Origin of the sequence: Solibacillus sp. FSL H8-0523, assembly GCF_038051985.1 — a bacterium.
In the GTDB taxonomy this organism is placed as follows: Bacteria; Bacillota; Bacilli; order Bacillales_A; family Planococcaceae; genus Solibacillus.
This window is the reverse complement of sequence record NZ_CP150291.1, coordinates 2,025,972-2,040,732: the sequence shown is the minus strand read 5'-3', so window position 1 is coordinate 2,040,732 and position 14,761 is coordinate 2,025,972. Positions and strand designations below refer to the sequence as shown.

Sequence of the window (14,761 nt, the reverse complement as noted above, 5' to 3'; positions counted from 1 at the left end):
CTCTTATAACTACATACGTCTATAACAAGAAAAGGTTTCATCTTTTTTTGGTAGATATTAAATAGGAACTATTATTATATCCACATAAGAAAAATTTGAAATTGCACTATTTTGGCGCAATTTGAATTTTTCTAACAAACATTGTACAATAAAAAGGAAGATATTGTGAGTTGTTTAAGGGAGGTTTGTAAAATATGACTATCGCTATGGGTCTAGGTTTATTATGTATGCTTGGTTACATGACTTCATTATGCTTCACGGACTAATACTTATTTTTTCCGCCATCCAAAGTTTTTTGGATGGTATTTATTTTCACATATTTCCAAAAATCTAAACCATTTGTTTTATAAATTGGACAAGGGGACCCCATTGAAAACGGGGTCCCCTCTAGTATTTAATAGATAGTTTTATAAATAAATGAAAGTCTCAACCCGATCATCCGGGGAATTATATCATTCGAAAGTTCGTACTTTCAGTTTTAACCGCGGTAAAATTCTACTAATCTTTTCTAACTTAAGCAACATAGTCCCTACCTGCTACTATGTCCTTGCAGCCCTTAAGCTTGCGCCAGTGTGAATAAGTATCCTCAAAAACACTAGCAGAAATGCCAATTTATTTATAGTACTACCTAAAATAGCACTTACTTATAATAGCATAGACGTTCGTATTTGTAAAGGTTTGAGCTAAAGTCATTTGTTCGTTATACTAGTAAAATGCGAACAAAAAGGAGAACGGATAAATGACAGAATTACTTGAAGAAACAACTTTAGCTATTAAAATGAAGCGCATGGCCGTGACATTACTCGATATGCAGCAAAGCCGTTTTGTCTCTGCAAGCCAAACGATGGACCTAACACAACTAGAATCAGGCGTATACAGCGAGTTTTTCGAAAGCTATATTGATGCGACAATGAACAGCCCCAAATCAGTCGCTTGTAAGTTTTTAGACCGTGATAATGACATTTTAACGAAAATGAACCGCTACATCGAATATACAGATGATACGCACTTTTTATCACTTGCGAATGACCTTTCAAACAAGCTTTATCAAATTATGCAAAACGTCTCAAGCTCAAATGGCTCGGTGTTTGTAGCACATATTGAAATGATTGGCGAGGATTATATTCTGCTATTAAAGCTTGATCCAAAAGACGCAGTGCAAATCGATTTAGAGACATTGGAACTGTCTACGATCGAGAACATTTTACCGGATGCTTCAAGTCGCGTGCAAAAATGTGCGCTTATTCGTATGAACTACAACCCGTTAGAGGAAAATGTCTATGTGCTTGATAAGCAATCAGATGGCGAGCCCGCAAAGTTTTTTATGGAAACTTTCCTACAAGCAACACCGATTGCATCGGATAAAAAGAAAACAAAGATGCTAATGAAGGAATTGTATGAAAAAATCGCCGAATCGATGGAGGACGAAGAAAAGCCGCGCTTACAACGTGTCATTGACGATGAATTTGAAAATGGCAAATACGTCGAGCTGGACGCTTCTGTGCACAATATTTATACAGCGATTGCGCCTGAACATAACCAGGAAAGCTTTGTTGAAGATGGTGCCAAGCTCTTTATAAATGAATTTACTGATCGTAACCCAGACTTCACCCCGACATTTGAAGTGAAGCGTGATGATTTAAATGTCATTTATAAATCTGAAGAAGGCGAAATTTTCTTCCGCTATGATAAGCGTTTAGACGATAAAATTGAGGTGCAACATGATCAGGTGAATGGTACGTTTACAATTACGATTCATGATGCAGATGCTGTGGACTTTAAATTACGTAAGAAAACGTTATAAACAACAGTACAGGCTACTTTCGCTAACGAAGCAAAAGTAGCCTGTTTTATTATTTCTATCCATAGAAAAAAGGCTATCCGAACAATCTCGGATAGCCCTCTACTCATTATTTCGATGTTAACGTGATAAACTCTTCCACGTCTTTTTCACATAACGCGATCCCTTTTAACCAGAAATCTTCTTTTGTAATATCTTCGCCTAAATGCTTCATTGCTAGTTCTTCTACGGTCATCACGGCTGTGTCGCGTAGTAGCGCCATGTATTTTTCCTCGAAGCCTGTGCCCTCTTCTTTTGCTTTTGCATAAATGCTTAAAGAGAACAAGTAACCGAATGTGTACGGGAAATTATAGAACGGCACGCCTGTAATATAGAAGTGCATTTTTGATGCCCAGAAGTGTGGATGTGTTTCGCCTAAGCCACCTGCATGTGCTTCTACTTGCGCTTCTTCCATAATTTCGTTGATGCGTTTTGTTGAAACAACGCCGTTTTTACGCTCTTCATAGAAGCGAGTTTCGAATAAGTAACGTGCGTGGATGTTCATGAAGAACGCCACTGAACGCTGGATTTTATCTTCTAGTAACGCGATTTTTTCTTGCTCGTTCGTTGCTTCTTCAACCGCTGCATCTGCCACAATCATTTCCGCAAATGTTGATGCCGTTTCAGCAACGTTCATTGCATAGCGACGGTTTAATGGGTGTACTGGACGTAGTGCATAGCTATGGAATGCGTGACCAAGCTCATGCGCTAATGTTGATACGTTCGACATCGAGCCTGAGTACGTCATGAAAATACGTGATTGCTCAGACAAAGGCATGCCTGTACAGAAGCCACCAGGACGTTTGTTGTCACGATCTTCTGCTTCAATCCATCCATCCTCAAATGCTGTACGTGCGAAGCTTTCCATTTCCTTACCGAAACGGCCGAAATGCTTTAAGATGAACTCCGCACCTTGTTGGTAATCCAGTGTCGCTGTTGAATCCGTTACCGGTGCATCAAAATCAAACCAATCTAATTTTTCCGTACCAAGCATTTTCGCTTTATGCGTTAAATAATTCGCAAATGTTACTTTACGAGATGTGATTGCACCCCACATCGCGTCAATTGTTTCCTGCTTCATGCGGTTAATTTCAAGTGGCTCTTTTGTTACTGATTCCCAGCCGCGCTTTTTGTAGACCGCTAAACGGAAGCCCGCTAAGTGATTTAACGTTTTTGCGAAGAACTCCTCGCGCTCTGTGAACACTGTTTCTAATGCATCAAATGCCGCTTTACGTACAGCGCGGTCTTTGTGAGACGCTAAGTTGTTTGCTTGACCGACAGAAAGCGTTTTTGTCTCGCCGTCTACTACCACGTCCACTTTAATATCCGAAATCAGCATGCTGTACATTTGCCCCCATGAGCTATAACCATCTACGCCAAGTGCCGAAATTAACGCTTCCTCTTCTTCCGATAATGACTCTTTTGATTGTTCGCGCCATTCCGTTAAGATGAATTTGAACTCATTTAAGTCCGTGTCGTTTACTAATGTATCAAATGTTGGCTGCTCGATTTTACCAAGCTTTTGGTGAAAGCTTTCTAAAATTGGCGAGAAGTTTGCTCCTAAACCTGATAATTGCCCCTGTAATAAAAGTGCTTCACGGTCTGTCGTGTCCTGCGCTGTTAAACAAGAAAGCACGGCACCTGCTTGCGACATATGCATTAATGTTTCTTTAATGCTCTCTAAAATTGCTAATATGGCTGGTGCTGCCTCTGTAGAAGTTGGTACTGCTAAACTATCAACTTGCTGTTTCAAGCCTTCAAATTTTGGTTTTAAATTTTCGATATGTGCCTTCAGTTCAGGAGAAGCAGAGCCTCCTGGGAAAAATACGTCTAAATCCCATACTTGTGGATATGTAGTTGTCATGTTGTTAGCCTCACTTTCAGAATAATGATACAATTCCTATTTTACTAAATTTAAGAGAAAAAATCTCGAATTTACTTCGGTTTTTGAAATAAAAAAATGCTAGTCCCATATAGAAGCTAGCAATCTTATTATAAAATCGGTGAAATCAAACGAGAAACTGCTTCACGTACCTTTGTCCATTTGCCGCGCTGCTCGTAAAGCTCAGGCGTCATTTCAAAGTTGCCTTCTTGGTCAAGTTCAAATAACTTACGACATTCGATGGCAATCGCCTCATCATAAACAAGCGCATTTATTTCAAAATTTAAGTTAAAGCTGCGTACAACAATATTTGTCGTCCCAATCGTAGCAACCTCATCGTCAATGACCATCAATACAACACTAAAAAACTCTAAATACCATTAAATCAGCATTTAGAGCTTTATTTTGAAAAAAAACATTAGATTTAATTTTCTGATGTAACATATTGGCTAATAATTACTATATAGAACGGATATAAAACTATACTGCCATAAATCAATATATTAAAGATTGGAAACAATGTTTCACCAGAACTTAGAGGAAACAAATAGGTAAATAGATAATAAAAAAGAATGAAATATGGACACCAGATAAGGGCTAACCAGTAAGCGATTTTTTTATTTAACATCCATCTTTTGGTAAGGTGAATAACTAATAGTGTCGACAAGATAAGTTCTACTAAGATAATTACAGGAATAATAACCATAACAACATCCAGATTCCATTCAGTTACCCTGCTAATGCGATATACGTTGATTATAAGTTCAATTGCAATAAATAGTGACAAAGCATATAAGATACTAATGAAATTTATTTTTATAAATATCTTCACATACACCCTCCTTTTCCCTGCTGATGAAAAAGACGGAATATGTGGTAAAATGTTGCACGCTCTGCACAAGGTATATGTAATCAATTGGGATGCAGTTCATGCTTGTTACACTAAAGCACCGTTTAGTTGAACGCGTAACTCATAACAAAATAATCTTTGGTAAGACTAAATCTGAGGTGATAAATGTGATTCGCAAAATTTTGTTTTCGTCAATTCCTGTATTTTTCCTATTTAATCTACTTATAGTAAGTGCACAAAGCATTACGGAAATTGAAATTTTTGATATTGAAAAAAATAAGATAATAAAGATCCAAAAAAATCCAAAAATACAATTGGAGACCAAAAAAATTATTAAAGAAATTGATAATATTGTCACAAAATTCAACCCTATTCCAGACAAAGGCTATCTAGTTAAAATCCCCTTAACACCATCTCTTCAATTAAAAAATAAATGGGTGAACACTTCGATTGATGAAGTTATCATTATTATTCCCGAAGATGAAAAGCCTTATTTACTCATAATTGATAATGAAAATAAACCTCATTTTTTTACCATTAAAACAGAAATGGATACGCTACTAAAGACTATAGATTTTTCCTTTTAAAAAAGACCATCTAATTGGTCTTTTTTTATGTACTTCAACTAACCTGCTGCATAGTTGAAGTACAACCTTCTCAAACCGGCAATATTTTTCTATCCTTATTGAACTAAAGAGGCAAATCACCTTTTCGGACGTACATAGAAATAGGAAGACTTGCAATAAGAGATTAGAAATCATAGTCGAAATAGCTTTCCACAAATTTTGACATACGTTTTTGGTCACCTGGCTCACCGATTTTGTCCAAATCAAAATCATAGAAGTACAAATAGGCGATGCGTTGGTGTTCATCTGCTGTGCCAATCATCCCGAAAGATTTCGGATAACCTTTTCCTTCCGAAACTCTGAACTCATAGCTGTTGAGTGAAAACTCAATACACTGTGTTTTTTATGTTTTCTCCCAACCGAACCCGTTAATATTCAGGAGCCTCTTTTTATCATTTCATCTTCTTCACTTGCTTTGAAACTTGTTTCCACTTTCGTTTTTCGGCTAAGAGAGCATCGGTATTTGCTTTCTTTTCGATATAGAGGAGTTCACGTTGTAACTTGAAATAGCTTGTAAGGCGGGCTTGCTCTAACTCCCCGCTTGCTACTGCTTGTTGAACCACGCACTGTGGCTCCTTTTTGTGCGTGCAATCGCGGAAACGGCACTCTTTAGCAAGTGCTTCTATATCTGAAAAGCTTGTTGCTAAGCTATCGCTTTGATCCCAAAGTTGTAATTCACGCATCCCTGGTGTGTCGATTAAACACGCCCCGCTTGCTAACACCACTAGTTCACGGTGTGTTGTTGTGTGGCGCCCTTTTGCATCGTCCTCACGAATATGGGAAACCTTCATTTGCTCACTAAGAAGTAACGCATTTGTAAGCGTCGACTTTCCAGCACCAGAAGAACCAAGAAGTGCGGCGGTTTTACCTTCTCTTAACAATGCTTGTAGTTCATCGATTCCTTGTCCTGATACGGCACTAACGACTACGATTTCTACCCCAAAAGCAATGGCTTCGACTTCTTTTTTGTAGTGTTCCACATCATCACAAATATCCGCTTTTGTTAACACAATGACAGGTGTTGCACTAGAATCCCATGCAGCGACTAAATAACGCTCTAAACGGCGCACATTAAAATCAGCATTGACACTCATGACTAAAAATACAATGTCTACATTCGCCGCGACGATTTGCTCGTCAATTTCATTGCCTGCCATTTTCCGTGTAAATTTAGATTTGCGCTCGAACAGCTCATGAATAATCGCACGCGCCTCACCCTGCATTTTTTCTACTAATACAAAGTCACCTACAGCAGGATAGTCCTTGCGTGAAAATGCATGGAACGCGAAGTTGCCTGACACGCTCGCTAACAATTCGCCTTCTTCTGTCATAACACGGTACGAATGCTTATGTTCCAGCATGACGCGTCCTACTAATTTATTATTCGTTTCGTATGATTGGTATTGTTGTTCAAAAAATTCAGTAAATCCTAATTGTTGTAAATTCAATTCCGTTTGCCTCCTAGGCGTGTGATTTTTGTTTTTTAGGCAAACAAAAAGCCTTATGATAGGCAATGGTCGCTCATCATAAGGCATATCACGCACGTTTAAGAAGCCCAAAGCTTTTTAGGCAGACGGGTGGTGATTGACATATGACAAGTGCCATTGCATGAATACAGTCTCTAAAATTGTCATATGCTCACCTTCTCTCAAAATTTATTATGCTAACTATACCTGTTAATAGAATATTTTGTCAATGTAATTCTGTAGTTTGTTTTAGAATTTTCTAAATGCTGGTTCTTTTCAGCCCCGGTTTCAACCGCCCATTTTTGCGCAGCATTTATATAGTCTGCCACTGTTTACCTAAATAGCCGAGTTTTTCCTGTTGCTGGATGGTTTCAAGATCCGTCATTGCATTCATTAAAGTGGTGCCACGAGCTGCTGCTCTCCTTGAAGGTTGGCATAGCTTTTTACGTCTAGGTTTTAATTTGTGTATTTTTTTATTTCTTCTTCCAGTGTGTTCCACATTTTATTCAGCTCCACAGCCAGCAAAATGTGCTTTCCTTTTTCAATCCACGCCGTGCCATCCTTTGATAAATTGTGTAAGCAAATGCCTTTTCGTATATAACCTACTGCCAAGTGTGCATATAACCTCTGTTGTTGTAAATTCGGCAATACCGTATCTAATAATGCAGTGCCCTCAGAAAATTGTTGCGCTCGGATTTGTAGCAAACTTGCATTCAGTACGAGGCTATAGTAAATCCGCTTGACCTGGCGGTAATTACCATAGCGCTCGATTTGACGAAGTAAAAATTGTAAAATGTCCATGGCTGTTTCAAGTGGAAACACAAATAAAATATTGTTTAATATATAAATATCCGAAACAAGGAGCTCATTACGCTTACTTAGCTTTTCCCAAATAGGTTCCACTAATTTGCACGTTTGTTCGAAATCACCTGTTTTCGCTAGCACGATGAGTCCCTTGATCATTTGAGCAAAAATTTGCATATCTTGGTCGTTCGGCTCGTGCTGTAAATAGTGCTTCGCTCGCTGTAAATGACCTTCAAGCATTTCCGGGTCGTTATAGAGTGACTCATAAAGTGCCCGCTGGATGGCAATTTTTTCATGGTTTTTATAGCCATTGTGTATATAAAAGAATTCGTCCATCGGTAAATTTAAGCGCAGTAATAGGGCTTGTAAAATCGTCACTTTGATATCGGGGTTTTCGCCGCTTTCAAATTTCGAATAATTGCCCTGCGAAATAATCCCCATGCAAACTTCTTTTTGCGTCATCCCTTTACCGATGCGGATTTGTTTAATCGTTGCACCATAGTTTTCCATAGAATCCTCCTTCAATATTCAATTTTGAATACTTTTTCAATTTTCTCATTATTCCATATAAAATGGAAGTGTCTAGGAGGTTTTTGCATGAAAAAAATACTGCAATTTTTCGCCGTTTTTCTTTTATATTTCTTTATGCTTTTTACTGTTGTTAATTCCCTGATTTCATTGCCTTCGAATGCACTGAATTTACTTGTTTCACTATTTTTTTTATTCGTCGTCCTGTTATTAACGCAGCTTACGATAAAAAAACTATCCTTATAAGTGTTACGAATTTTTATGTCACCTATACTAGTAAGAGCTAATATTCATATAGATAACCTTATTTGCTAAAAATTACCATAGAGTAGTTGATTTCTTGTCGATTTAGCGCTTTAATAATGGTAAGGGAGGGCTCCATTTGAATTTTGCATTAAAACGCGCAACAGTACTCGATGTCGAGAAGTTACAGCAAATTGGGCGTGAAACATTTTACGAAACCTTTCATGAACAAAATGATGAACAGACGATGCAACAATATTTACAACGAGCCTTTGCACCTGAAAAGTTATTGGCAGAAATAAAAAACCCGCTATCCATCATCAAATTACTGTACGTTGATCATGAATTAGCTGGTTATGTAAAGGTTAATGAAGGTAATGCTCAAACAGAAGGAAAAGCTGAGGATGCTATAGAAATTGAACGAATTTATATTTTAAATGCCTTTCAAAAGATGGGGCTTGGTAAAATTTTAATGAGTGAAGCGATTCTCATTGCACAACAGTTACATAAATCGAGTATTTGGCTTGGTGTATGGGAGAAAAATGTAAATGCCATTGCCTTCTATGAAAGTCAGGGCTTCGTCAAAACGACGACACATACATTTATGATGGGGAACGAGGCACAGCTCGATTATATTATGGTGAAAATGCTGGATTAGCTTTTCACCACACATATTGACCAAAACCAGATTATGAACACTAGGGAAAAGCGAATCCTAGAAACCGTTCATCATCAGTTTTGGTCAGTTTTTTGTTAGGTAGCATCTCTTATGAACATTTTCCCAATTAGAAATAGCATCGTGAAAACAGCTGTTACTAACAGCGCAAACATGTCATAGTCGAGTGAAAATACATAATTTAAGCCAAATAATGGTGTTACAATTAACAAATAGAGTGGATACTCAATGGAAAGCAGTATATCTAGTACGGCAAAATTTAGACGCGCATCACTAAGAAATGTTAAATTAATAACAAAAATGAGCAGTCCCGCAAGCGCTCCACCAACAAAAACTATTTTCCTTTGCTTGGCCGTTAACAGCGCGATTGAAAACAGTGCAGCTACCGAAATGATAAAATGGAAAATTGTCATTTTTATATCTGGATACATAAGAGCCGGCACTAAATTCATCGTGAAAGCTAGCAGAACAATTAACGTAAAATAGATTCTTTTTTTATTCATAAAACTATCCTTTCTCAGCTTAATTTTTACAACAACTAGCTGAAATAGAACCAAACACACACTAACAAAAACAAGCATCTGTACGGGTGTTAGTGGTTTAAAATAGGAACCCCAACGATCCACATCCTCCATGCTGCCTACGAAATAATACGACACGACAAATGTTAGTATATTGCCAAGGATTACCGCCTTTATGCCCCAAGCTTTACTTATAATGACTGCTAATATGGATGTTACTACAAGCATTAATGCGAATCCAACCATCGGCGGCCATCTCGAATAATCTATAAACATCGCCCCAAAAACAAATGGACATGCATAACCTAACATTGCTACAATTGCTTTTTTCATTACTTACCTCCGACTTATCTACTGCGCTAATTCCTGCAAGCGTTTTTTCGCATCTTCCAAATCAAACGAGCTATACATCCGATAATGTGCTCCGTCTAAAATACGGAAATGGCTACTGATGACGTTTTGCTGCAGTCGAAACTCGCCGCGCACTTCGATTTCCTTCCACCATACCTTACCGCCGAGCGTTTTATCCTTCGGTGTCAGCTCATTTTTCTCCGTTAAAAGCTGGACAAAATACAGAGGCTCATCACCTAAAATCGTTTGTAATAATTCACTACGATTAAAAATGGCACAAAACGCTACTACGGTCGTCCAGCCGGCTTCATTGCGCCCCTTTTCAATTTGCAAGAGTGTTTTTTTCGATAGGCCAAGGATTTCAGCCATTTTATCTTGCGAATACCCATGCTCGTTACGCACGAGTTTCATTTTTTCAGAAATCAATCGAATAAATTGTTGCTGTTCCAAATGTACAACCTCCCTTTTAGTGTAATTTTACACCAATATTTTAAAATTACAATAAAAAAGTCACGCATTGTCTACGTGACTTAAGCTGCTGCCTTTTTTAATCCCACCCTTACCTCACTTTGTTTCTCTAACTATATCACCCTCCCAATTATTGTAATAAAAAAACTAACCGGAGCAGTTCAGCTACAGTTAGTTTCTAATATTAGAAACTATTAAATTGTACAAATTCCCCAACAGGCTTACGGTAGCCACGCGGGCGTGTTTTATCTACACTTTTCCCAATTGTAATAAGCATCATTGGCTCTAAATGGGCTGGGATATTGAATTCCTTTTTCACTTCATCGATGTTATGAATATGCATCGGACATGTATCAAAACCGTAATGCTTCGCTGCTAGCATAAATTGCATCGCATGAATCCCTGCGTTACGAAGCAGTTCCTCTTTTACGGCTTGATTTGCTTTTAAGCCATCTCCATAGCCTTTAATTAAATCCATAGTCATGTCGTAGTCTTGGTCATCCATCATTTTCAACATTTTCAGCGGGCCGTATACTTTCTCGACGTTTTCCATTTCAATGGCGTTACGATTGCCCATCACAATGATTGCCGCGCTTGCTGTATGAATTTTGTATTGATCATAGTTTAATGCGCGTACACGCTCTTTTTTGTCCTCATCCATCACGACTAAATAATTCGTAAATTGCAGGTTGTAGGCACTTGGCGCTGTTTTTGTTAGGTTAAAAATTTTTTCGAAATCTGCTTCTGTCATTTTGAAGTCCTTTTCAAAGTTAACTGCAGAATGACGTGAATTGACTAGTTGTTCAAAGTCCATGGAAAGCCCTCACTTTAGTTTCATAGTATGTAAGTATAGAAATGTACAACGTCGTATGACTTGTACATTTCTTATTTTAGTTTAACGAATTGTTTTTAACGCCGTTGACCAAGAAATAACTTGATCTAACATTTGGTTCACTGAATCCGCTTGCACGTCTTTTGGTGTAAATTTTGTGCCGTTTTCGAAATCTGTGAATAATGATAATGCTGGGTGTACACGCACATCAGCGACTAATAGTTCCCCTAAAATGCCGCGTAAATGTTCGGCTGCACGTGCGCCGCCAACTGAACCGTACGATACGATGCCCGCTGCTTTGTTGTTCCACTCAGCGCGTAAATAATCGAGTGCATTTTTCAGTGCACCTGTAATCGAGTGGTTATATTCTTGTACGATAAATACGAAACCGTCTTGTGCTGCTACTGCTTTTGACCAATCCGCCGCGCCTGGTGCATCGGCTGTCCCTAAAAATGGTAAGTTGTACTCTGCGATGTCGATAATTGTATAGTTCGCATCACCGCGCTTGTCCGCGACGTCCTTCACCCACTGTGCTACCTGTGGTGATACGCGCCCTTCACGTGTTGATCCGATTATAATTCCAATATTTACTGTCATTTTCCCATCCTCCTAAAATTATCTGGTGATTGAATCACCTTACATTGTATACCCCAAATAAATACTTTGAATTCGTTTGTTTTGAATTCGAGATAAATATACCATGTAGAAAACATTGCGTCAATACAAAACTTACAAAAAGTAACCATCTTTTTTTTACATAAAAAGACTACTGACAGTATTGCCAGTAGCCGATGGATTTTATTCTTTTTCTTGTGTGACTGGTGCGGGTGGATATAATTTACGTCCAATATAGGTTTGAACGATTAAGAATGCCCCGCCGACTGCCCAGTAAAGTGGCAATGCAGCCATCGATGACAGTGAAATGAACACGATCATAATTGGTGAAATGTAAATCATTAATTTCATCTGTGCCTTTTGCTGTTCCGGAACGGTTTGCAATGACACTTTTGCTTGGATGAAGTAAATAATCCCCGCAATTGCAGTCATGATAATATCCGTTGAACCGAGGTCAAACCATAGGAATGAGTGCGTTTTGATTTCTGTCGAATATAAAATCGCAAAGTATAAGCCCATGACGATTGGCATTTGAATCAGCATTGGCAAGCAGCCCATATTAAGAGGATTTAAATTATTCTCTTTGTATAAGGCCATCATTTCTTGCTGAACTTCCATTTTCTCTTCTTGTGTAGATGCTGCCTTCATACGCGCCTGAATATCAGTCATTTGCGGACGTACCTTGTCCATCTTTACTTTCATTTCTGATTGACTCTTATAGGATTTCAACATAAATGGTAGTAATACGAGACGAATAATTAATGTAATCGCGATAATGGCTAAACCGTAGCTACCGTCAAAGGCATTACCTAGTGTATCAAGTGCCCAGTTCATTGGCTTAACGAATGTTGAATAGAAGAAGCCTTCTTTGTTTTCAACGGATTCACAGCCGGCTAATAAAATAGTTGTGCTTAGTAAGAGTAAGCTGAGTTGTAATTTTTTCATATTCCACCTGCTTGCAAGATTTGTACGCTATTTATCGTACACTACTTTTTGATTTTTCTACAATAATCACTCTGTTAATTAGGTATTTACATAAAACGACCTGGTTTTGTTCAATTCTGATAATTTACGCACACTTTATCGTAACAAAGTTTGTTTAGAAAAAAGTGGATTTTGTCCATATTGGCTGGATATATATAGACTCGTTATTGCTTTACTATGGGCGGATAATTCTTTTGTGTGGATATTGTTTCTATTTTGCTTGAAATGCTATTGTCGAAACATTTCCACTACGGTATAGTAACGTTACCTTAGTGGAATAGAGGGAAATGTGCGTGTTTTATGTCATTCAATTTATTATTGGCGGTACGGTCATGTTACTTGCTTCGTGGCTAAGCCGTTCAAATCTTCATTATTTATCGGCCATTATTACCTTATTGCCTATTTTGACGCTTCTCAATATGCGCTTGCAAATGAAGGCGATGACCGATGAAACGTTTCATGTTGTGCAGCAAAATGCGATTTTCGGGGCAATTGGAATGGTGCTGTTTACGAGTCTCGTTTTCTATTTCTCAAGTATGTGGAAACCGGGACAAGCCGTCCTATGTGCATTGGCGATTTATGCGGTGTTTATGGTGATTGGAAAACCGATTATGACGATGCTACAGCATTAAAAAGACCGCGCTGCTCGAAAGTGAGTAGCGCGGTTCATTTTTTTGTGCAGTAAATAGCCCTCTTTACAAACGAATACTTGCCTTTTTAAAGCCCTCATATACTCCTAAAATGGCACTAATAATTACAGTAAGCACGACACCACCAATAATCCATGTGTTAAATTGCCAGTTTGTCAGATTAAACTGCTCTGATATAAACGTAATAAATTCTGGGTTTAGAAAATTCGCGTTCTTTATAATCACGATAGATAGAACCGTTGAAACTGTTTGTAATAGTAAATTCATAACAGCCATCCGTTTTGTCCATTGGTGTTTTAATAGCTTATAGATTTCAAAAATAACGGCAAGAACAATTACAAAAATAACGAATGGCCCGTAAAATTGTAAAACCTCCTGATTGATTGCTGGCATGACAAATGTTAAACGATCCGCGATTGTCATATAAATCCCAACGATCTGGTTCGCATAAAAATAAAGCGTGGTAAAAATGGCAATCCACATTAAGTTCGTAAACACCGAGAGCTTTGAAATTTCCTTTTTCTTTGGAATCGGTACAATATGTTTTAAATCATCGGCCGTCCACTTTGTTAAGTTAAATGTTAAAGGCTGTTGGTCACTATCTTTATTGATTCTTTCAGCTACGGCAAAAATAAGTGTTAACCAGAAAAAGACTGCCATCCCCACTTCAAGCATCGTAACAAAACCGCTTCCTACAATACCTAAAATGAACGATAAAATGGCTTCATTTGGCTTGTAACTAATAATATATTTCGTAACGATTGAAAGAAGTGAAATAGCCGCTGCGATTGGAACGATCATTTTTAGAAGCGTTACATAGACATCATAGTAGCGCGGGCCAATTAAATGCATCGGGCGATCTGCATAACCATTGGCTAAAATGACGGGGTTTCCAAGTTGATTGAGTACCCCTTTTTCATCTTCTTCACTAAAATTATCCGGTAACATATCGTCTATTGTCGAACGTAGCTCAAGCGCAATATCTGTCCTCATATTTTCAGGTAATCGACGGGTCACCTCATGAATATAACTATCCGTTAATGCCATCTTCCTCATCATCTCCTATTAAAGAATAAAGTTCCTTCGAATTGCTAAGCCATTCCTTTTTCAATTGCAGAAAAATTTCTAAGCCATAATCACTAAGCACATAATATTTTCGCGGTCTTGTTTCCGTTGTATCCCAACTACTCGTTACAAGTTCTTGCTTTTCTAAGCGTCGCAAAAGTGGATAAAGCGTACTTTGGTCGATTGTGACGCCTGACTGTTCTAACAGCTGCACAAGCGAATAGCCATACTGAGGCGTCCTAAGCTGGCTTAATACCGCTAATATTAGCGTTCCCCTCCGAAGCTCCGTAATTAAGGATTGCAATAAATTACTCATCCACTCATTTCACCTCCCAGTATTGTATGACGTACAGTATATAG

16 protein-coding genes are annotated in these 14,761 nt (G+C 38.1%); 4 read left to right on the top strand and 12 right to left on the bottom strand.

All coding sequences use genetic code 11. The annotated features are described in order from the left end of the window. Positions 1–739 precede the first annotated feature (739 nt). Positions 740–1,804, top strand: coding sequence for a nucleoid-associated protein (locus NSQ62_RS10190; protein WP_341323818.1), 1,065 nt, complete (start codon positions 740–742; stop codon positions 1,802–1,804). Between the two features lie 106 nt (positions 1,805–1,910). Here NSQ62_RS10190 and NSQ62_RS10185 read toward each other — a convergent pair whose 3' ends face one another. Both NSQ62_RS10185 and NSQ62_RS10180 read right to left on the bottom strand, forming a co-directional pair. Next, positions 1,911–3,704 carry a M3 family oligoendopeptidase gene (locus NSQ62_RS10185; protein WP_341323817.1) on the bottom strand — a complete coding sequence of 598 codons (1,794 nt, stop codon included), beginning with the start codon at positions 3,702–3,704 and terminating at the stop codon, positions 1,911–1,913. 128 nt (positions 3,705–3,832) lie between these two features. Next, complete coding sequence (locus tag NSQ62_RS10180; protein ID WP_341323816.1) at positions 3,833–4,072, bottom strand: phospholipase D-like domain-containing protein; 240 nt, start codon at positions 4,070–4,072, stop codon at positions 3,833–3,835. 580 nt (positions 4,073–4,652) lie between these two features. Between NSQ62_RS10180 and NSQ62_RS10175 the strand changes: the two genes are divergently transcribed. Beyond that, entirely contained in the window at positions 4,653–5,159 is a 507-nt protein-coding gene (locus NSQ62_RS10175; RefSeq protein WP_341323815.1) for a hypothetical protein, read from the top strand. Between the two features lie 163 nt (positions 5,160–5,322). Here NSQ62_RS10175 and NSQ62_RS10170 read toward each other — a convergent pair whose 3' ends face one another. From NSQ62_RS10170 to NSQ62_RS10160, 3 genes are all read right to left on the bottom strand, one after another. Further along, on the bottom strand, positions 5,323–5,460 hold the full coding sequence (locus tag NSQ62_RS10170; protein WP_341323814.1) for a hypothetical protein: 138 nt from the start codon (positions 5,458–5,460) through the stop codon (positions 5,323–5,325). A gap of 130 nt (positions 5,461–5,590) precedes the next feature. Beyond that, the gene (rsgA, locus tag NSQ62_RS10165; RefSeq protein WP_341323813.1) at positions 5,591–6,646 is read right to left on the bottom strand and encodes a ribosome small subunit-dependent GTPase A; all 1,056 of its coding nucleotides are present in this window, start codon (positions 6,644–6,646) and stop codon (positions 5,591–5,593) included. A gap of 474 nt (positions 6,647–7,120) precedes the next feature. Further along, positions 7,121–7,978, bottom strand: coding sequence for a helix-turn-helix transcriptional regulator (locus tag NSQ62_RS10160; protein WP_341323812.1), 858 nt, complete (start codon positions 7,976–7,978; stop codon positions 7,121–7,123). A gap of 400 nt (positions 7,979–8,378) precedes the next feature. On the opposite strand from NSQ62_RS10160, the gene NSQ62_RS10155 reads away from it, so the two are divergent. Further along, positions 8,379–8,897, top strand: a complete 519-nt coding sequence (locus NSQ62_RS10155; protein WP_341323811.1) for a GNAT family N-acetyltransferase — start codon at positions 8,379–8,381, stop codon at positions 8,895–8,897. A gap of 95 nt (positions 8,898–8,992) precedes the next feature. On the opposite strand, the gene NSQ62_RS10150 is transcribed toward NSQ62_RS10155, so the two are convergent. From NSQ62_RS10150 to yidC, 5 genes are all read right to left on the bottom strand, one after another. Beyond that, positions 8,993–9,769 carry a hypothetical protein gene (locus tag NSQ62_RS10150; protein ID WP_341323810.1) on the bottom strand — a complete coding sequence of 259 codons (777 nt, stop codon included), beginning with the start codon at positions 9,767–9,769 and terminating at the stop codon, positions 8,993–8,995. Between the two features lie 18 nt (positions 9,770–9,787). Beyond that, entirely contained in the window at positions 9,788–10,237 is a 450-nt protein-coding gene (locus NSQ62_RS10145; RefSeq protein ID WP_341323809.1) for a helix-turn-helix domain-containing protein, read from the bottom strand. A 202-nt stretch (positions 10,238–10,439) separates the two neighbouring features. Further along, positions 10,440–11,069: a nitroreductase family protein gene (locus tag NSQ62_RS10140; protein ID WP_341323808.1), complete on the bottom strand. Its 630-nt coding sequence runs from the start codon at positions 11,067–11,069 to the stop codon at positions 10,440–10,442. Between the two features lie 81 nt (positions 11,070–11,150). After that, entirely contained in the window at positions 11,151–11,684 is a 534-nt protein-coding gene (locus NSQ62_RS10135; protein WP_341323807.1) for an NADPH-dependent FMN reductase, read from the bottom strand. Positions 11,685–11,885: 201 nt separating this feature from the next. Beyond that, a complete protein-coding gene (gene yidC, locus NSQ62_RS10130; protein ID WP_341323806.1) occupies positions 11,886–12,647 on the bottom strand; it encodes a membrane protein insertase YidC in 762 nt (253 codons plus the stop codon). A 332-nt stretch (positions 12,648–12,979) separates the two neighbouring features. Here yidC and NSQ62_RS10125 point away from each other — a divergent pair, with 332 nt between their 5' ends. Further along, a complete protein-coding gene (locus tag NSQ62_RS10125) occupies positions 12,980–13,318 on the top strand; it encodes a GlpM family protein (protein WP_341323805.1) in 339 nt (112 codons plus the stop codon). A gap of 63 nt (positions 13,319–13,381) precedes the next feature. Here NSQ62_RS10125 and NSQ62_RS10120 read toward each other — a convergent pair whose 3' ends face one another. Beyond that, the gene (locus NSQ62_RS10120) at positions 13,382–14,383 is read right to left on the bottom strand and encodes a hypothetical protein (RefSeq protein WP_341323804.1); all 1,002 of its coding nucleotides are present in this window, start codon (positions 14,381–14,383) and stop codon (positions 13,382–13,384) included. Continuing rightward, the gene (locus tag NSQ62_RS10115; RefSeq protein WP_341323803.1) at positions 14,367–14,717 is read right to left on the bottom strand and encodes a PadR family transcriptional regulator; all 351 of its coding nucleotides are present in this window, start codon (positions 14,715–14,717) and stop codon (positions 14,367–14,369) included. The genes NSQ62_RS10120 and NSQ62_RS10115 overlap by 17 nt, the downstream gene beginning before the upstream one ends. Between the last annotated feature and the right edge of the window lie 44 nt (positions 14,718–14,761).

Coding starts and splice junctions, on each gene's coding strand:
- NSQ62_RS10190 (WP_341323818.1), top strand. CDS start 740: ATGACAGAATTACTTGAAGAAACAACTTTAGCTATTAAAATGAAGCGC.
- NSQ62_RS10185 (WP_341323817.1), bottom strand. CDS start 3,704: ATGACAACTACATATCCACAAGTATGGGATTTAGACGTATTTTTCCCA.
- NSQ62_RS10180 (WP_341323816.1), bottom strand. CDS start 4,072: ATGGTCATTGACGATGAGGTTGCTACGATTGGGACGACAAATATTGTT.
- NSQ62_RS10175 (WP_341323815.1), top strand. CDS start 4,653: ATGCTTGTTACACTAAAGCACCGTTTAGTTGAACGCGTAACTCATAAC.
- NSQ62_RS10170 (WP_341323814.1), bottom strand. CDS start 5,460: ATGATTGGCACAGCAGATGAACACCAACGCATCGCCTATTTGTACTTC.
- NSQ62_RS10160 (WP_341323812.1), bottom strand. CDS start 7,978: ATGGAAAACTATGGTGCAACGATTAAACAAATCCGCATCGGTAAAGGG.
- NSQ62_RS10150 (WP_341323810.1), bottom strand. CDS start 9,769: ATGAAAAAAGCAATTGTAGCAATGTTAGGTTATGCATGTCCATTTGTT.
- NSQ62_RS10140 (WP_341323808.1), bottom strand. CDS start 11,069: ATGGACTTTGAACAACTAGTCAATTCACGTCATTCTGCAGTTAACTTT.
- NSQ62_RS10135 (WP_341323807.1), bottom strand. CDS start 11,684: ATGACAGTAAATATTGGAATTATAATCGGATCAACACGTGAAGGGCGC.
- yidC (WP_341323806.1), bottom strand. CDS start 12,647: ATGAAAAAATTACAACTCAGCTTACTCTTACTAAGCACAACTATTTTA.
- NSQ62_RS10120 (WP_341323804.1), bottom strand. CDS start 14,383: ATGGCATTAACGGATAGTTATATTCATGAGGTGACCCGTCGATTACCT.
- NSQ62_RS10115 (WP_341323803.1), bottom strand. CDS start 14,717: ATGAGTAATTTATTGCAATCCTTAATTACGGAGCTTCGGAGGGGAACG.